Source organism: Streptomyces sp. TRD_SC_5, from assembly GCF_056836825.1.
The window spans coordinates 68,190-83,026 of record NZ_JBWZZS010000002.1 but is presented as its reverse complement, the minus strand read 5'-3'; the positions used below and the strand labels follow the sequence as shown (position 1 = coordinate 83,026).

The following is a 14,837-nucleotide window of genomic DNA, read 5'->3' as shown; positions in this document are numbered from 1 at the left end:
GGGTTCTGTCGTCCCATCGCCCGCGACGACGGCGCGGGCACCAGGCGAAGCACCGCATGAGCCGGGCTACGCCTCCTGCTTCGGATGCGGCAGCACCATGCCGGGAGGCTTGCACGTCCATGTCGTCAACGACGACCCGCAGGAGTTGGTCGCGACGGCGCGCCTGAACGCAGCGCACCAGGGGCCTCCCGGGCTGGCTCACAGCGGGGTGGTAGCGGCGCTGCTGGATGAAGTGATCAGCCTCGTCCTGTGGCGGCTACTGGACCGCAGATGCTTGACCGCACGGCTGGAGGCAGTCTTTCTCGCGCCCGTACCGATCGACCGCGACCTTGAAGTGCGCGCCCGGTGCACCGGTGTACACGGACGTAAGGTATACACCAGTGCCCAGGTACTGATCGCGGGGACGGCGCACGCCGAAGCCGTGGGGCTGTTCATCGATGTCACGGAGAACGCTGCCACTGCGAGATGAGTACACGCCGTGTGTCTGGTGACGGTGATTGCACGGCGCACCGGGGTTAGTGGATAGAGGTGATTGCTCCGTTGATCACGATGGCCTGTCCGTCGCGGAGAGTCTGATGGGCGACACCTCCTGCTCGGTAACAGTCGGCCACGATGTCCAGGATCTCGGTTTCGGGATGGCCTGGAGAGTCAATGTGCGGTACCACGATGTAATTGAGAAGAGCGAGTCCGTCCCAGCGAGCTTGGGCGTCGTAGGCAGCCCGCACCGCTTCTGGATCGTCACACCATTCCAGCCCGTGAAGGTCAGGTGCCAGGACGCATGCTCCGGCGCTGTAGCCGCCGTAGACGACCGCATCCTGCCACAGCAGCTTGGCCAGAGCTTGGTCGGCACCGCTTCGAGCCAAGGCGTGACGCAGGACGAATACGTTGCCCCCGCGGACCCAGATCAGAGAGAACTTAGCCAGAGCGGCTGCAATGGAGGTCGCGGGTCGGTCGAAGAATGCTCGCAGATCCAACTCGACCGGCCGTAGGCCGAGCTCAGCGAGTGCGCTGAACTCCCGCTCGACAGCAGCCTGACGCTCGCCGCTCGGCAGGGCGTCGACCGCGTTGGCGATCACTGCAACTTCAACATTGGCGGAACTACCCAGAAGTGCCAGCATCTGCTCCGGGTGGTCACCGACGCGGAAGGAGGAAAGATACATGCGCATCTGTGAACCTTACTGATCGTTTCAGAATGAGTTGAGTCGCAAGTCTTGCGCCCGGTGATCTTCGTGGGCAGGGTGTCCGGGTGCGTGCTGATCTTGTTCCGGATGACCTGTGGGAGCGCGTAGCTCCGCTGCTGCCCCCTGCTCCTGAGCGGCGTCGCCCGCTATCCCGGGCGACTGCGCGTTCCCGACCGGACGGCACTCGCCGGGATCATGTACGTACTACGGACCGGAGTCGCGTGGCGTGATGTCCCGGCCGAAACGGTGGGCTGCTCAGGGGTGACGGCCTGGCGCCGGCTTCGGGACTGGACCGAGGCCGGCGTCTGGCCGCGCCTGCACGCGGCCTTGCTGGCCGAGTTGCGCCGCGCCGACCTTCTGGACGTGGATCACTGCGCTGTTGACGGCTCGCATGTCCGGGCCCTCAAAGGGGGGATCACGTCGGCCCTTCGCCGGTCGACCGCGCCCGTCCTGGCTCCAAGCACCACCTGATAGTCGACCGGCACGGAACCCCGCTCGCCGTCACCCTCACCGGCGGCAACCGCCACGACGTCACCCAGCTCCTGCCGCTGCTCGACGCGGTTCCGCCGATCCGGGGGCTGCGAGGGCGACCTCGCCGCAAGCCGCGGCACGTGTATGCCGACCGGGGCTACGACTTCGACAAGTACCGCCGCCTGCTGTGGAAGCGTCGCATCAGACCGATGATCGCCCGACGTGGCGTGGCCCACGGCTCAGGGCTCGGCAAGGTCCGATGGGTGGTAGAGAGGGCCTTTGCTCTTGGCTGCACCAGTTCAAACGGCTCCGGGACCCGCTACGAACGGCGCGCCGACCTCCATCAGGGCCTGCTCGAACTGGCCTGCAGCCTCATCTGCCTCCGTTCGCTGCGCACCGTACGGTGAAACGAGTGGTCAGACGAGCATGATCGGATTCGTGAGTGCGGCAACGTCCCCGTTGAGACGGCGGACCTCGATGCGGACGAACATTGACTCCTCCGCCGTCGTGTCCCACTGCACCACACCTGCCCCGTCGCCCGGGAGAGACGCCCGGTGAACCTTTCCTCCATCGGTGTGGAAGCTGACAGTGCCCACCGGCACGCCTCGCACTGCTGCCTGCACTTCGACCTGCCCACCATAAGTTGTGAGCTGTTCTCCCACCCCGGCAACGTGACCATCGGCATTGGCAGTGAACGTCACGTCCACGTCCGCCGACTCGGCGATCCAACTGCGGCCGGCACGGATCCCGGCCAGGATCGCCTCGGTATTCAGCTCCTCGGTAAAGACCAGGGTGTGAGGGATGCCGATCTGCCCTTCCAAGTGCGTGTCGCTGTTGCCCATCGCCGGCCGCCACGAGCCCGTGTGCATGTCCGCTGCGAGGCTCCGCCCCCACTCCGCCAGGGTGGTCTCATTGTCAGCGTTCCAAGGTCGGTCCGAAGTCCACAGTCCGTTCCAGACCTCCACCACGTCGAAGCCCCGGAAGGGGAACATGAAGTCGCCCGACGGATAGGGCGCACGCGGGTGCGCGGCCACGCACAGCCCTCCGACTTGATGGACCTGGTCTAGGCACTGATCGACCAGCCCGTCCCTGACCTGGTGGTTCCAGTCGATGACCTCGCCGGGGTTGATGCCGAGCGCGAGCCAGTGCCCGGTTTGCGTAGTCACTTCCTCACCGAGAATGATCAAGAAGTCATCGGCAGCCAGGTGCCCCCACGCACCGGATTCCGCAGCTGAGTTGTGCTCCGTCGTCGCCATGAAGTCGAGCCCGGCAGCGCGCGCACGAACGGCCAACTCTTCAGGAGTGAGTTCCCCGTCCGAGTGAACCGAGTGGACATGGCAGTCCCCGCGGTACCAGGCCGCCCCGCATCCGACCGCCGGCGTCGGCGGGAAGCTCAAGTTCGACAAGGTTCTCCCCCCAAAGTCCTGTCGAGCCAACGCGCAACCAGACCTACCAGTTCCGTTGCACCACTGATCGACGTCTCAGTCGAGAGGTCAGATCGCATTCTGAAACGATCAGTTAAAGAGCGTTTTATCCTGCCAGGGGTGTTTGGCTGCGTTTTGGTTGGTCGACCTGCCTGGGACTGTTGAGGTTGCTGGCCACCACCGCGCTGTCTGCGGCTGGTGATGACTGTCGAGGGTCCGTTTCGGTCCCTTCGCTCCCGTCTGATCCCAACGCGCCCCCGCTCAGCCCTGTTTGCGCCCTGCAGTCGAGGGGCTGCCGGCGGTACTACCGAAACATGCCTCGACAACGGCCGTATCCGAGTGACCTGTCCGATGCCCGATGGGAACTGCTGGAACCAATTCTGACAGCCTGGCGGGCCGAGCGGAGGTGGAAGGGTCTGGACATCGGCCGGCCACCCGAGCACGACCTGCGCCGAATCATGGACGCCATCCTCTATGTCGACCGGACCGGGATCCCATGGCGGTACCTGCCTCATGACTTCGCTCCGTGGGAGACGGCGTACGGGTACTTCGCGGCCTGGCAGAAGGACGGCGTGTTCGACCAGCTCAACGGACTCCTCCGCCGACTCGTGAGAGAGGCGGAGGGCCGGGACGCCGAACCGAGTGCGTGTGTCCTCGACGCGCAGAGCATCAAGACTTCCGCCAACGTCCCGGCCGCCGGCCAGGGCATTGACGCGGGCAAGAAGATCGCTGGCCGCAAGCGCCACATCGGAGTGGACACCCTCGGCCTCCTCCTGGCCGTCTGGGTCACCGCCGCCAGCGTCTCCGACAACGCCGGCGGCATCCACCTGCTTTCGAATATCGCCAAGGATCACCCGCGCGTCACGAAGGCGTGGGCCGACACCGGCTACCGGACCAAAGTCATCGATCACGGCGCCGCCTGGGCATCGACGTCGACGTCGTCCGCCGCGACCCAAATCAGAAGGGCTTCAAAGTCATCCCCAGGCGCTGGGTCGTGGAGAGGACAATCGGCTGGCTCATGCACCACCGCTGGCTCGCCCGTGACTACGAGGCCCACCCCCACCGCTCAGAAGCCATGATTCGCGTCGCGATGATCGACGTCATGAGCCGCAGGCTGACCCGAGAATCCACCCCGAACTGGAAAGACGCATAGCGGCCCAGCGAGAGGCAGCCCCGGCCAGGCGGACAAGCCCAGCCAGTGATGCGAGAGGATGCACATGCGACCATCACGAGAGAGAGGCCGGCGGTGACCGAACCGGACGCAGTGGACCTGATCCACCTGGAAGATGCGGACGGCAACCGCTGCGTCGTCCGAGTGACCGGCCGCTACCAGCCGGGGGTGCTGACCGGCCACGACATCCTGCGGGCCGATGTCCTGGCCTCCTGCGACTTCGTTGACGCCCGGCTTGAACTCTTCCTGTTCCAACAGGACCTCGACGCCTGGCAGCGCGACCTGGCCCGGCTCGCGCCGGGCACGGACGCGAGCATCGGTGGCGACCGCGGACTGAGCCTCGTCTTCCACATGTACGAGGACCGCGCCTTGTCCGTGACCGTGGACGACCCCGACCGCCTCACCGCAATGCTCTGGCTCCAGCCGCAGGAGACCTGGATCCAGCAGCATCACCAGCGACTCGAGCACGTTCGAGAAACCTGGCCGAGTGAAGTCGTAGAGACGGCTCCCATGGCCTACGAGTGGAGTCCCAGCCGCAAGCGTTGAATCGCGTCGTCCGCCCGCGAACGCTTTCACTTCTCAAACAACCTTGGCGGGACAAAACGCTCTTTGAGCATCGGCAGTACGTCGTCCTCGGTGGCGTCGCTGGTGGAGAGGAGGTAGCTGATGAGGGAGCGGGCCGCCCAAGACCGATGCCGTTCAGCCAGCCTGATCTGCTGGGCAAGCTCAAAGGGGAGCCTGGGCAAGCCGCAGCCCGAACAGCGGCTTGCCCACCCTGGCCGGGCCGCGCTGAGGTGATTGCGCCTGACCGGTCGCCCCGGCCGGCGCCAACACCCAGGAGGGCATGATGCGAACCTTCGAAGAAGGGGAGACGGTCGTACGGCGGGATGTGCACCGCATTGGCCGGGTGTGGAGCGAGCACGCGCTGCGCGTCGTCGCCGACACCAGCGAGGCCCTGGTGGCCGCCTGCTCGCCGGGAGCCGAGACCCGCTGGCCCGCGCTGTACGTCAGGGCCCGCGCGGAGGGCGATCGGTCGGTGCGCACGGAGGCGTTCGACGCGATGGCGACCGGTGTGTGGGGGCTGGCGGACAGCCGGTGGCAGGAGACTGAGCTGCTGTTGTGGAAGCGGTCGGCGGCGTGGTTCAGCGTCAACGCCTTCTACACGATCGCCGGGCTGCGGAACTGGTACGTGAACTTCGAGCGCCCCTGGGGGCACGGGTGTCGTGGCGTCTTGGCGAGGCGGTCGTGGGGGCGAACGAAGGGCCGGTGAGCCGGCCCGGGTAGGCGAAGAGCCTGGGCCGGCCACTCATTGAGCTTGCTAACGGCTGCGTATCGGTGAGGTTGCGGTACTGCCGTCTCGCGTTCCTGCTTCGGCCGCAGGGCGTTGACCAGGCATGGAAGGTTCCCATGGTGAGATCGCTGCGGGGTTGTCGGCGTGTGCGTACTGGCTGGAGGCGCCGGTGCACGGCGGTGACGACTGCGTGTTGTGTGCGCTGGTGCGGCAGGCCGTTACCCCAGAGGGGCGCAGCGATGACCCAGCGGGCGGGCACGCGGGGCTGGGGCTGGACGGCCCTGGGCCGAACATGTTCGCCTGGCCGGTGAGGGAGGCGGCCCTGTGGCGTGGGCGGGTGGTGATGCTTTGCTGCGCGTGCCGCTTTGCGGGAGCGCCGGGAAGCCTGGCACGGGAAAAGGGAGCTTGCATGACCACCTTCGTCATCACCATTCCGGGCACGTTCCTGCACGAGGTGACCGACGCCGAACGGGCCGCTCTCATACAGCAGCTGCGCCCGGCCGACCCCCAGCTCACAACGCTGGGTCAGAGTGAGGACCTGGACATTCTCACCGTCAACGAGGATGGAACGTTCAGCCTCCGCCTGGAGGTAGAGGCCGGCGACAGCCGCAGCGCGGATGGGGAGGGCGAGAATCGCGAAGTCGTCGTCGGGGGCTGTGGGCCGTAGGTGATGACGTCCTTCTCCAGTGCGGCGACCGTAGCGGTGACGGAGGCATGGCGCGTACGCGTGAGGGAGCGCCGGATGCCGTCCTCACCCGGCATGGCCGAGCCCTGTCGGCGTTCGGTGACTCCGTCGGTGTAGAGCGGGAGCTGGTCAACCGGCTGGTGACGGCTGGCCCGCAAGGCAATGCAAGGCGTCGCTGCTCGAGTCGTGACGACAGGAGCGTGAGGGTTGATGGGCTCTGACCGTGTGGCCGGCTGGCTGAGTTGGGCGTTTCAGGCCGCTGGTGTGACTGGTGGTACGGCGGAGGTGCCAGTTGCGTGGAGCAGCCGGTCGACGGCGGGTGGGACGGGTCCTGTGAAGCTGAAGTGCGTCCCGGCGTCTGTGGCCTGGGCGCGGGCTTGGAGAAGGACGTTCAATCCTGCACAGTCACAGAAGGACACTTGGCTGAGGTCGACCTTGGTGCGAGGGCCGTGGTGGGAGAGAACGGCGGTGAACATGGTGCCGAGCTGTGGCGAGGTCTGGAAGTCGATCTCCCCGGCGACGAACACCGTGGTCGAGCCGCCGGTGGTGGTGCTGGACACCCCGAACCGCTTGCGGGCCGGCACAGAATGCGCGGATTGGGTGCCTAGGTCCTCTTCCATGTTCACAGCGTGTCGAGGACGCAGGCGACTGTCAAAGGTTCTGCGTACGCGTTTCGCCTTCCCCTGGGAGCAACGGAAGGAGCGGCCGACCTCCCCAGGTGCACCGCTCCTTCCGTTGCATCGTGCCCGCCCTCGACAGGACCGGGTAGTCACCTGGGTGACTGAGCGAGCCGTCGTATCGCGCTGCCCGTACATACGGGTTGTATTCGCATGGGGTTGGGTGCGCCGGGGCGGCTACCGGTTGCCGGGTGAGCGCCGGGTGCGCCGTGACATGGCCTGAGTGAGCGGGGTTAGTCATATCTGTATGACGATGTATCCGCTCAGTGCGACGCAGGCGAAGACCGGAGTTCGTGACTTGACGGAGGTCGAACGGGCCTTCGAGTGTTTGGAGGCTGGCGCTGCCGGGCCGGATCAGCAGACGCAGTATGCCCGGGGTGCTCTGGCTGGGTACCTCTGGGCGCTGGGGCGTGGGGAGCCCGCGCCCATCACCGCGCAGTCAACGGACGGGGCACCAGCAATGGAGGTGCTGATTGCGGAGGCGGACGCCGCCACCGTGCAGATTGAAGACTCCACCCAGCGCACCGTGCCCCGCGATTACATTCACGGTGTCCACGACGCCCTGGCCTGGGTATGCGGCCACACCGACGACAAGCCCCTGGCGCCTTGACCGCACCGGCGGCGCTGAAGAGCGAAGTGCCCGCGCTCGTCGAGGGCGACGAGGCCACCGCCGCTGTTCCTGCGCCCTCACCCCCGCCTTCACGGTCATCGGTCTGCCCGGGTGACTTCGGCCGTGGCGTCGCCATGGTGACGGGGTGCTCAGGGGACAGTGGCTGGGCCGATTACGTGCACCTTGGGTGGATGCGGCAGGCGAGAGTCCCCGCGGTGGCCGTCACGTCCCGCCGCGAGGGCTCTCGTCATGGGGGCACAGGGGATCTACCGGTTCGCGTAATCCGCCCTGCCCAGCTGTCGCCTTGGGGCTTTGGCTGGGTAACCCCTCCCTCTGGGCGGGCCGGTGCATGTGCGGGAGCGGCATCAGCCTGTTCCAGATAGGCGGGCGTCAGTCGGTGGACAACGCTTCGAGCAGGTCGCCGACCGTGGGGTCGGGCAGGGCTCGGGCGACGTCGGCCTGGGCGACGATGCCGACCAGGCGGTGGCCGTCGATCACTGGCAGCCGGCGGACCTTGTGCGCGGTCATGGTCCGCAGGATCTCCTCGGCGTCGTCGTCGGCGCCGATGGTGACCGCCTCGCCCTGGGCGAGGTCGCCGGCTTTGGTCTGGGCCGGGTCCTTGCCGGCTCCGAGGGCCTTTACGACGATGTCGCGGTCGGTGAGCATGCCCTTGAGCTTGTCGTCGGTGCCGCAGATCGGGAGCGCGCCCACCCCTAGCTGGGTCATCTTCTTCGCCGCGTCGAGTGCCGTCTCCTCGGCACCGATGCACTCCGCGCCTTCCGTCATGATCTCTCGAGCCGTCGTCATCCTGGGTTGCCTCCCTTAAGTCCTTGCGTACGTGGTGTGTCCGCACCCGTCGGGGCGGGTGGAAACACGGGTGCCCGCTTGTGCGCGACGAGTAACACCCGGGGGCGGCCAGCAGACCCGGATGATGACGCGGCGGGTTCCTCGTTCAGCGCGGCCGACCGCGCTGATGGAGAAAGCAGCTCATGCGGGCAGCGATCACCCTGCGAGGGCGGATGCTTTGCTGCGCCGTCGGCTGGCGCACGCCCTGGGCCGACCCTCGGCTCGCCACGATCGACTCTGATGAGGCTTTTGCATTCCAAGAAGCCTCATCAACGCCGTGGCCCGGCCGTGCCAGGCGGCTGCGCCGCAGCCCCAGTACCGCTTGTATACAAACGGTTGACACAGGGCAACTGTCAGCGTGGGGTTGCCGGCGTCGCGGATGAGGGCGGCGATGGCCGCGTTGATCCCGGAGGCGCGCAGGTCGAGGTGTGCGAGGAGCTGTTCGGCCAGGCCGTCGCAGGCCAGATGAATCTTGCTGGTCTTGTGTCCTGAACTTGAGGGGGAGGCTCCAAACCGCCTCATGCAACACAGTCACATCGGCCAGGTCGAGCTTGTTCCGTGGACGGAACCGCGCGTTCCTGGTCCAGCGTGGTAGCCAACGTCGCAGAATGGCGGTCCAGTTGATTTACGGGTGAGGGCGGACATGTCGACGGGTGTGAAGTTCACAGTCATTGCGGTCGCGGTGTTGGGGATCGCGTCGACGCCGTTGATCTGGTTGCTGGACGGCCCGAACACCGGCCAGCTGACCGGTGCGGCGATCCAGGCCGCGACCGGGGTGGTGGCTCTGGTGTGGGCCATCTTCCAGACGCCTGCGAGTCCTGCCCCGGGACCTGTGGACACGGCCGAGGATACGGGGCAGGCTCAGGCCACCGATGGCGGCACCGCGCATACCGGGGTGCGCCGCCCCGGGGGCACGGGGAGCGGCTCGGCAAAGGCGAAACGCACCGGGGACGCCACAGCCGACGGGCCCGGCAGCAGCGGCGGCACCGGCGTCGACTACAGCTGATCCGCCCCGCTCAAGGGGAGGGAGACCCTGGTTGATGAAAAAGTGGTGGAAGCGTGACCCCGGATCCGCCGGGCAGGAGGCCGCTACGGAGCCCGGGTCGGCGATGGAGGCGAGCGACACGGGCACGGCCCGCGCCTGCGCTGGCGGCACGGCGCTCACCGGTGCCCGAGTACTCCAGGAGCATGGACCGCAGCCGCCGCTTGTGGTGTCAGAAACCGGCAACGTCAACGTCATCGGGAGCGGGATCGGTGTCAGCGGCCATCTGACGTACGTCCAGCCGCAGCGCGAACCAGTGGCTTTTCCGCACCAGGTGGGGGTGCTGCCGACGCGCGCGGGCTGCTTCCAGGAACGTGCGGCAGTGCTCGCACTGCGCCGGACGCTGGCCGGCGGCGGCACGGCGGTGGTGTGCCAAGTGCTGGCCGGGATGGGCGGGGTCGGCAAGACGCAGCTTGCAGCCGACCACGCCCGCCGCGCCTGGAGCGGGGGAGAAGTGGACCTGCTGGTGTGGGTCACCGCAGCCACCCGGCAGGCCGTCCTCGACGCCTACGCGCAGGCCGCCGCCGACATCCTGGGCACCGATCCGGCCGACCCGGACCGCGCTGCGCGCGCGTTCCTGGCCTGGCTGGAGCCCAAAGGCGGCACCCACGGGCCGCGTTGGCTGGTCGTTCTGGACGATGTCGCAGAGCCCGATGACCTCAAGGGCCTGTGGCCGCCCAGCCATGCGCGGGGCCGGCCCCTGGTCACCACCCGTCGGCGCGACGCCGCCCTGGCCACCCGGGGCCGGCTGATCCCGGTGGGCCTGTTCACCCCGGCCGAAGCCACCGCCTTCCTGCGCCAGGCCCTGGCCGCACACGCACGCAACGAACCTCCCGCGGAACTCGCCGCGCTCGCCGACGACCTGGGGTATCTGCCGCTCGCACTGTCCCAGGCCGCCGCCTACCTCGCCGACACCGGCCTGAGCACCACCGCCTACCGCACCCACCTGACTGACCGGGCACGCCAACTGCACGACCTGCTCCCCGAACCCAGTGCCCTGCCCGACGACCAGCACGACACCGTCGCCGCGGCGTGGTCGCTGTCCCTGGACCGGGCCGACGCACTGCGCCCCGCCGGTGTCGCCCGCCCCATGCTCCAACTCACCTCGCTGCTCGACCCCAACGGCATCCCCCACACCGTCCTGACCAGCCCCCCCGCTCTGACCCACCTCACCGCCCACCGACCCCCGAGCGCCGACCACCCCAGCCAGGGCCGTTCCGCTGTCACCGCGGAGGAGGCCACCGGTGCGCTGCGTGCGCTGCACCGGCTGAGCCTGATCGACCACACTCCCCATATCTCGCACCAGGCCGTACGCGTCCACCAACTCATCCAACGCGCCGCGCGAGACCCGCTTCCACCCGACCGGTACGACGCACTCGCGCGCGTCGCCGCCGACGCGCTGATGAGCGCCTGGCCGGAGATCGAGCGCGACACCCAGCTCGCCCAGACCCTGCGCGCCAACACCACGGCCCTGACCGCAAGCACCGAAGACGCACTGCACCGGCCCCATGCCCATGTCGTGCTCTACCGCACCGGCCGAAGCCTGGGCGAAGCCGGTCAGACAGCAGCTGCTCTCGCGCACTTCACCCACTTCACTCAGACCATCACCCGCCACCTGGGCTCCAACCACCCCCACACCCTCGGTGCCCGGAATCACCTCGCCCGGTACCGAGGGGAGGCGGGGGATGCGGCCGGTGCGGCCCGTGCCTTCGCTGAGCTGCTGGAAGACGAGCTGCGGGTTCTGGGCTCCGACCACCCCCACACCCTCCTCACCTGGAGTCACCTCGCCTACTGGCGGGGCCTATCGGGGGATGCGGCCGGTGCGGCCCGTGCCTTCGCTGAGTTGCTGGAAGACGAGCTGCGGGTTCTGGGTCCCGACCACCCCGAAACTTTCATCGCCCGGAGCAACCTCGCCCGGTACCAGGGCCAGGCGGGGGATGCGGCCGGTGCGGCCCAAGACTTCGCTGAGCTGCTGGGAGACCGACTGCGGGTTCTGGGTCCCGACCACCCTGACACCCTCCTCACCCGGAGTCACCTCGCCTACTGGCGGGGCCAGGCGGGGGATGCGGCCGGTGCGGCCCAAGACTTCGCTGAGCTGCTGGGAGACCGACTGCGGGTTCTGGGTCCCGACCACCCTGACACCCTCCTCACCCGGAGTCACCTCGCCTACTGGCGGGGCCAGGCGGGGGATGCGGCCGGTGCGGCCCAAGACTTCGCTGAGCTGCTGGGAGACCGACTGCGGGTTCTGGGTCCCGACCACCCCGACACCCTCACCACCCGGCGCGCCCTCGCCTCCTGGCGAGGGGAGGCGGGGGACGCCCACGCATAACGGCAGATAGCCACCTGATGCCCCACCCAACAGGCCCTCTGACCGAGCGCGCCTGGACCGCCCCGGCCGCCGGTGGCGAGGCCCCCCGGTGGGAGCGCATGCTCGCCGCCGCCGCGCCTGGACTGTGCGGGCACGCCCGGGCGGTGAAGTTCGACGTTGGCCATCCACCTCACCGCAAGCCAGGCCGCCGACGCACCCGCCTTCGAGGCGGGCATGGCCAACAGCCGGCTTCCGCGAAGCGATCTCGGGGGGCCAAGACGGTCGCACCGCACTGGCGCATTCGGATTGTGAGCGGTCACGTAATTCGGCTCTGTCGCCGATCTTGTGATGCAGCCAGCTGAGCTGGGCAGTCTCCGGGTGTGCGATTCAAGGGATTTGGGGCGGTTGCTACCGCATTTGACTGGTGTGATCGTGGAGTCCGTAGAGCGGACGGCGGGGTGGTCACGTTTCGTGCGTCGTGCCAGACGCTCCCAGCGAGACGCTCGGCGTGCATGATGCCCTCCTGGCGAGTGCATGGCCGGTACCTGCGACGGCTCGCGGATGCCCCCGTTGGCGGCGCCCCGGTCGTGATCGAGCTGACGGTGCGCCGCTTCAAGTGCCCCAACTCCCGTTGCCCGGCGGTGACGTTTGCCGAGCAGGTCACCGGGCTGACCAGACCACACGCCAGGTACACCCCCGCGCCTTCGCGCGGTACTCACGTCGATCGCGCTGACCCTGGCGGGAAGACCGGGAGCGCGGCTGGCTGCCGCGCTGAGTATCCGGGTCGCGAAGGACGCCCTCCTGCAGCTCCTGCGCGCGGTTCCCGAACCGCCTCCGGCCCTGGTCCGGGTGCTGGGGGTGGACGACTTCGCGTTGCGCAAGGGCGCTGCGTACGCCACCATCCTCATCGACCTGGAGGCGCGTCGGCCGCTCGATGTGCTGCCCGGGCGGGATGCCGCGCCGCTGGCCGCCTGGCTGTGCGGGCATCCCGAGGTGGAGATCATCTGCCGGGACCGGGCCGGCGCCTATGCGGAGGGCGCCCGGGCCGGCGCCCCGCAAGCCATGCAGGTCGCGGACGGGTGGCATCTGTGGCGGAACCTCGCCGAGGCCCTGGAGAAGACGGTCGGCGCCCATCACGGCTGCATCCGGGCCGCGTTCGCCACGCCCCCGGCCACGAAGGAGCCCGCCGCGGGGGACCTAGCCACCGAGGAGTCGTCCGCCGCTGCGAACGCCCTGTTCGTCCCGCCGGACGGAACTCTCGACTGCACCGGCGGGCCGCGGCGCCTGGTCGCCCGCACCACCGAGCGGTACGAGGCGGTGCAGCAGCGGCTGGCCGAGGGCAAGACCTTGGCCGCGATCCGTCGGGAACTGCGGCTCGATCACTCCACCGTGCGCCGCTTCGCCCGTGCCCGCAGCCTCGACGAACTCCTGGTCAAGGCCACCAACCGGGCGACCATCCTGGACGAGTACAAGCCTTACCTGCACCAGCGGTGGATCGAGGGATGCCACGACATTCCCCAGCTCCACCACGAACTGCGCGAGCAAGGGTTCACCGGCGACGTCCAGTGCGTCCGCCGCTACTTCCGTCCGTGCAAGAAGCCCCACAGCCCCCGGCCCAAGCACCCACCGGCGCCCCCTCCCGATCCCCGGCCGGCGCCGAAGCCCCGCCGCGTCGTCCGCTGGATCATGACGAACCCCGGGCACCTAGCCGAGACTGACGCGACCGAACTGAAGGAGATCCGAGCCGCCTGCCCCGAACTCGACGCCGCCGCACGCCACGTCCGCGATTTTGCCACGATGATGCGCGACCTCCCCAGCGACCTGCTGCCCACCTGGATGGACAGCGTCCTCGCGGACGACCTACTCGCCCTGCACACCCTGATCAACGGCCTGCGCCGCGACTACGACGCCGTCACTGCGGCCCTATCCACCTCATGGGGCTCAGGGCAGGTCGAGGGCCACGTCACGCGGGTCAAGCTCCTCAAGCGCATGGGCTTCGGCCGGGCCAACCTCGACCTCCTCCGTAGACGCGTACTCCACAGTCCTTGATCCCGCCAGCATCACAAGATCTTCGACAGAGCCGAATTGCGCGACCGTCGACACGGATCAGGGCGGGACTTTTTGGGCGGTCGCTTTTGGGACGCGTTTCATCGTTCAAGCGTGGCCCGTTCTCACCTCGCCTATGCGGGCACTTAAGGGGCGTCACCTCGGGTGGCGGGAATCTCAGGTCCGTTTCCCTGTCGGGGGGCATTGGCTGGAGCTCGACATGGCGAGCCGGGTCTATTCGGCCCTCGCGCGCGTCTTGCCAGGGGAATGGGGCAGTGGTGAGCGCTGTCCGGGTATGCGGCTGGTGTGTAGCCGAATATTGTCTTGGGCCAGACATGGCCGGGGCCAAGAATTGCCAACGCATTCGACCAGCCGATGAAGAGCGGCCGACCGGCCGTTCCGTTCCTTCGCTTCGGCGGCTGAAAACGTTGAGGAGACGACTATGCGCAAGCTCGCTCGTGTTGCTGCTACGGCCGGCCTGGTTGTGCCCCTGGTGGGCGCGGCGGTCGCCCCGGCCGCGGCGCAGCAGCAGACGGCCAGCAGCCCGCACAGCTACACCTGCTCCAACCAGGGCGGCGGCCCGAACCACACAGTGAACTGCTCCGGCCTGATCACGGTCAACAACGTCCTGAACGGCACTACGGTCAACGTCGGGGACATTAACGTCTTGTCCGGCACTCAGCTCGACGACCTGGAAGTGGCTCTGGTCAACGTGGCCGACAACAACGTCAACCTGCCTGTCACCGTGCAGCTGGCGAACCTGGAGACGGCCACGATCAGCACCTACCTGACGAAGTTCGGCATCACCGTCCTGCCGGTCAAGGTCAACATCTGCGCCGGCAGCATCTGCGTCTGACCCACCAAGCCGCTCGGCTTTGAAGCGCCCGGTCCGTTGGGCGGATTCCAGGGATCGTCGCAGCACGTGATCATTGACGTGTGGGTGGCGAGTAGTTGGACAGACGCTCGGCTGGCTTTCCCAGCCGAGCGTCTTGCGTGCACGGGGCCACCGGAGCAGCGGTCTGTACCGGACGGATGCGAAGGACGGCTGCCGCGACTGCGACGGCACGGTCGGTCTTGAGCGAGAT

Annotated in this window: 13 protein-coding genes and 3 pseudogenes; 12 read left to right on the top strand and 4 right to left on the bottom strand. The window is 68.1% G+C overall.

Translation table 11 applies throughout. The features are described 5' to 3' along the window. The first annotated feature begins 109 nt into the window (after window positions 1-109). The gene (locus AC1P0E_RS32430; protein ID WP_482746043.1) at window positions 110-469 is read left to right on the top strand and encodes a PaaI family thioesterase; all 360 of its coding nucleotides are present in this window, start codon (window positions 110-112) and stop codon (window positions 467-469) included. Between the two features lie 46 nt (window positions 470-515). Here the strand turns inward: AC1P0E_RS32430 and AC1P0E_RS32425 are convergent, their stop codons facing one another. Continuing rightward, on the bottom strand, window positions 516-1,166 hold the full coding sequence (locus AC1P0E_RS32425; RefSeq protein ID WP_482746042.1) for a Type 1 glutamine amidotransferase-like domain-containing protein: 651 nt from the start codon (window positions 1,164-1,166) through the stop codon (window positions 516-518). Between the two features lie 80 nt (window positions 1,167-1,246). Between AC1P0E_RS32425 and AC1P0E_RS32420 the strand changes: the two are divergent. Beyond that, window positions 1,247-2,059 (top strand): annotated as a pseudogene (locus AC1P0E_RS32420) (IS5 family transposase). A gap of 9 nt (window positions 2,060-2,068) precedes the next feature. Here the strand turns inward: AC1P0E_RS32420 and AC1P0E_RS32415 are convergent. After that, window positions 2,069-3,049: a CehA/McbA family metallohydrolase gene (locus AC1P0E_RS32415; RefSeq protein ID WP_482746041.1), complete on the bottom strand. Its 981-nt coding sequence runs from the start codon at window positions 3,047-3,049 to the stop codon at window positions 2,069-2,071. 341 nt (window positions 3,050-3,390) lie between these two features. Between AC1P0E_RS32415 and AC1P0E_RS32410 the strand changes: the two are divergent. The 4 genes and pseudogenes from AC1P0E_RS32410 to AC1P0E_RS32395 all read left to right on the top strand — a co-directional run bounded on the left by AC1P0E_RS32410 (window position 3,391) and on the right by AC1P0E_RS32395 (window position 6,205). Further along, window positions 3,391-4,229 (top strand): annotated as a pseudogene (locus tag AC1P0E_RS32410) (IS5 family transposase). A 93-nt stretch (window positions 4,230-4,322) separates the two neighbouring features. Next, a complete protein-coding gene (locus AC1P0E_RS32405; protein WP_482746040.1) occupies window positions 4,323-4,793 on the top strand; it encodes a DUF5959 family protein in 471 nt (156 codons plus the stop codon). Window positions 4,794-5,094: 301 nt separating this feature from the next. Further along, window positions 5,095-5,517 carry a hypothetical protein gene (locus AC1P0E_RS32400; protein ID WP_482746039.1) on the top strand — a complete coding sequence of 141 codons (423 nt, stop codon included), beginning with the start codon at window positions 5,095-5,097 and terminating at the stop codon, window positions 5,515-5,517. A gap of 430 nt (window positions 5,518-5,947) precedes the next feature. Then, entirely contained in the window at window positions 5,948-6,205 is a 258-nt protein-coding gene (locus AC1P0E_RS32395) for a hypothetical protein (RefSeq protein ID WP_482746038.1), read from the top strand. 269 nt (window positions 6,206-6,474) lie between these two features. Here AC1P0E_RS32395 and AC1P0E_RS32390 read toward each other — a convergent pair whose 3' ends face one another. Next, entirely contained in the window at window positions 6,475-6,843 is a 369-nt protein-coding gene (locus tag AC1P0E_RS32390; protein WP_482746037.1) for an STAS domain-containing protein, read from the bottom strand. 304 nt (window positions 6,844-7,147) lie between these two features. Here AC1P0E_RS32390 and AC1P0E_RS32385 point away from each other — a divergent pair, with 304 nt between their 5' ends. Further along, window positions 7,148-7,510: a hypothetical protein gene (locus AC1P0E_RS32385; protein WP_482746036.1), complete on the top strand. Its 363-nt coding sequence runs from the start codon at window positions 7,148-7,150 to the stop codon at window positions 7,508-7,510. A 390-nt stretch (window positions 7,511-7,900) separates the two neighbouring features. On the opposite strand, the gene AC1P0E_RS32380 is transcribed toward AC1P0E_RS32385, so the two are convergent. After that, window positions 7,901-8,317: a CBS domain-containing protein gene (locus AC1P0E_RS32380; protein WP_482746035.1), complete on the bottom strand. Its 417-nt coding sequence runs from the start codon at window positions 8,315-8,317 to the stop codon at window positions 7,901-7,903. 682 nt (window positions 8,318-8,999) lie between these two features. On the opposite strand from AC1P0E_RS32380, the gene AC1P0E_RS32375 reads away from it, so the two are divergent. The 5 genes and pseudogenes from AC1P0E_RS32375 to AC1P0E_RS32355 all read left to right on the top strand — a co-directional run bounded on the left by AC1P0E_RS32375 (window position 9,000) and on the right by AC1P0E_RS32355 (window position 14,608). Then, on the top strand, window positions 9,000-9,362 hold the full coding sequence (locus tag AC1P0E_RS32375) for a hypothetical protein (RefSeq protein WP_482746034.1): 363 nt from the start codon (window positions 9,000-9,002) through the stop codon (window positions 9,360-9,362). Between the two features lie 34 nt (window positions 9,363-9,396). After that, on the top strand, window positions 9,397-11,727 hold the full coding sequence (gene fxsT, locus AC1P0E_RS32370) for an FxSxx-COOH system tetratricopeptide repeat protein (RefSeq protein ID WP_482746033.1): 2,331 nt from the start codon (window positions 9,397-9,399) through the stop codon (window positions 11,725-11,727). A gap of 491 nt (window positions 11,728-12,218) precedes the next feature. After that, window positions 12,219-12,320: pseudogene (locus AC1P0E_RS32365) on the top strand (hypothetical protein); the annotation flags it as partial. 244 nt (window positions 12,321-12,564) lie between these two features. Next, window positions 12,565-13,755, top strand: a complete 1,191-nt coding sequence (locus AC1P0E_RS32360; RefSeq protein ID WP_482746032.1) for an ISL3 family transposase — start codon at window positions 12,565-12,567, stop codon at window positions 13,753-13,755. 439 nt (window positions 13,756-14,194) lie between these two features. Continuing rightward, window positions 14,195-14,608: a preprotein translocase subunit TatB gene (locus AC1P0E_RS32355; RefSeq protein ID WP_482746031.1), complete on the top strand. Its 414-nt coding sequence runs from the start codon at window positions 14,195-14,197 to the stop codon at window positions 14,606-14,608. Window positions 14,609-14,837 lie beyond the last annotated feature (229 nt).

Excerpts from the sequence above, each read along its gene's own strand:
- AC1P0E_RS32390 (WP_482746037.1), bottom strand. The coding sequence starts at position 6,843 with ATGGAAGAGGACCTAGGCACCCAATCCGCGCATTCTGTGCCGGCCCGC.
- AC1P0E_RS32355 (WP_482746031.1), top strand. The coding sequence starts at position 14,195 with ATGCGCAAGCTCGCTCGTGTTGCTGCTACGGCCGGCCTGGTTGTGCCC.
- AC1P0E_RS32425 (WP_482746042.1), bottom strand. The coding sequence starts at position 1,166 with ATGCGCATGTATCTTTCCTCCTTCCGCGTCGGTGACCACCCGGAGCAG.
- AC1P0E_RS32395 (WP_482746038.1), top strand. The coding sequence starts at position 5,948 with ATGACCACCTTCGTCATCACCATTCCGGGCACGTTCCTGCACGAGGTG.
- AC1P0E_RS32375 (WP_482746034.1), top strand. The coding sequence starts at position 9,000 with ATGTCGACGGGTGTGAAGTTCACAGTCATTGCGGTCGCGGTGTTGGGG.
- AC1P0E_RS32385 (WP_482746036.1), top strand. The coding sequence starts at position 7,148 with ATGACGATGTATCCGCTCAGTGCGACGCAGGCGAAGACCGGAGTTCGT.
- AC1P0E_RS32380 (WP_482746035.1), bottom strand. The coding sequence starts at position 8,317 with ATGACGACGGCTCGAGAGATCATGACGGAAGGCGCGGAGTGCATCGGT.
- fxsT (WP_482746033.1), top strand. The coding sequence starts at position 9,397 with ATGAAAAAGTGGTGGAAGCGTGACCCCGGATCCGCCGGGCAGGAGGCC.
- AC1P0E_RS32400 (WP_482746039.1), top strand. The coding sequence starts at position 5,095 with ATGCGAACCTTCGAAGAAGGGGAGACGGTCGTACGGCGGGATGTGCAC.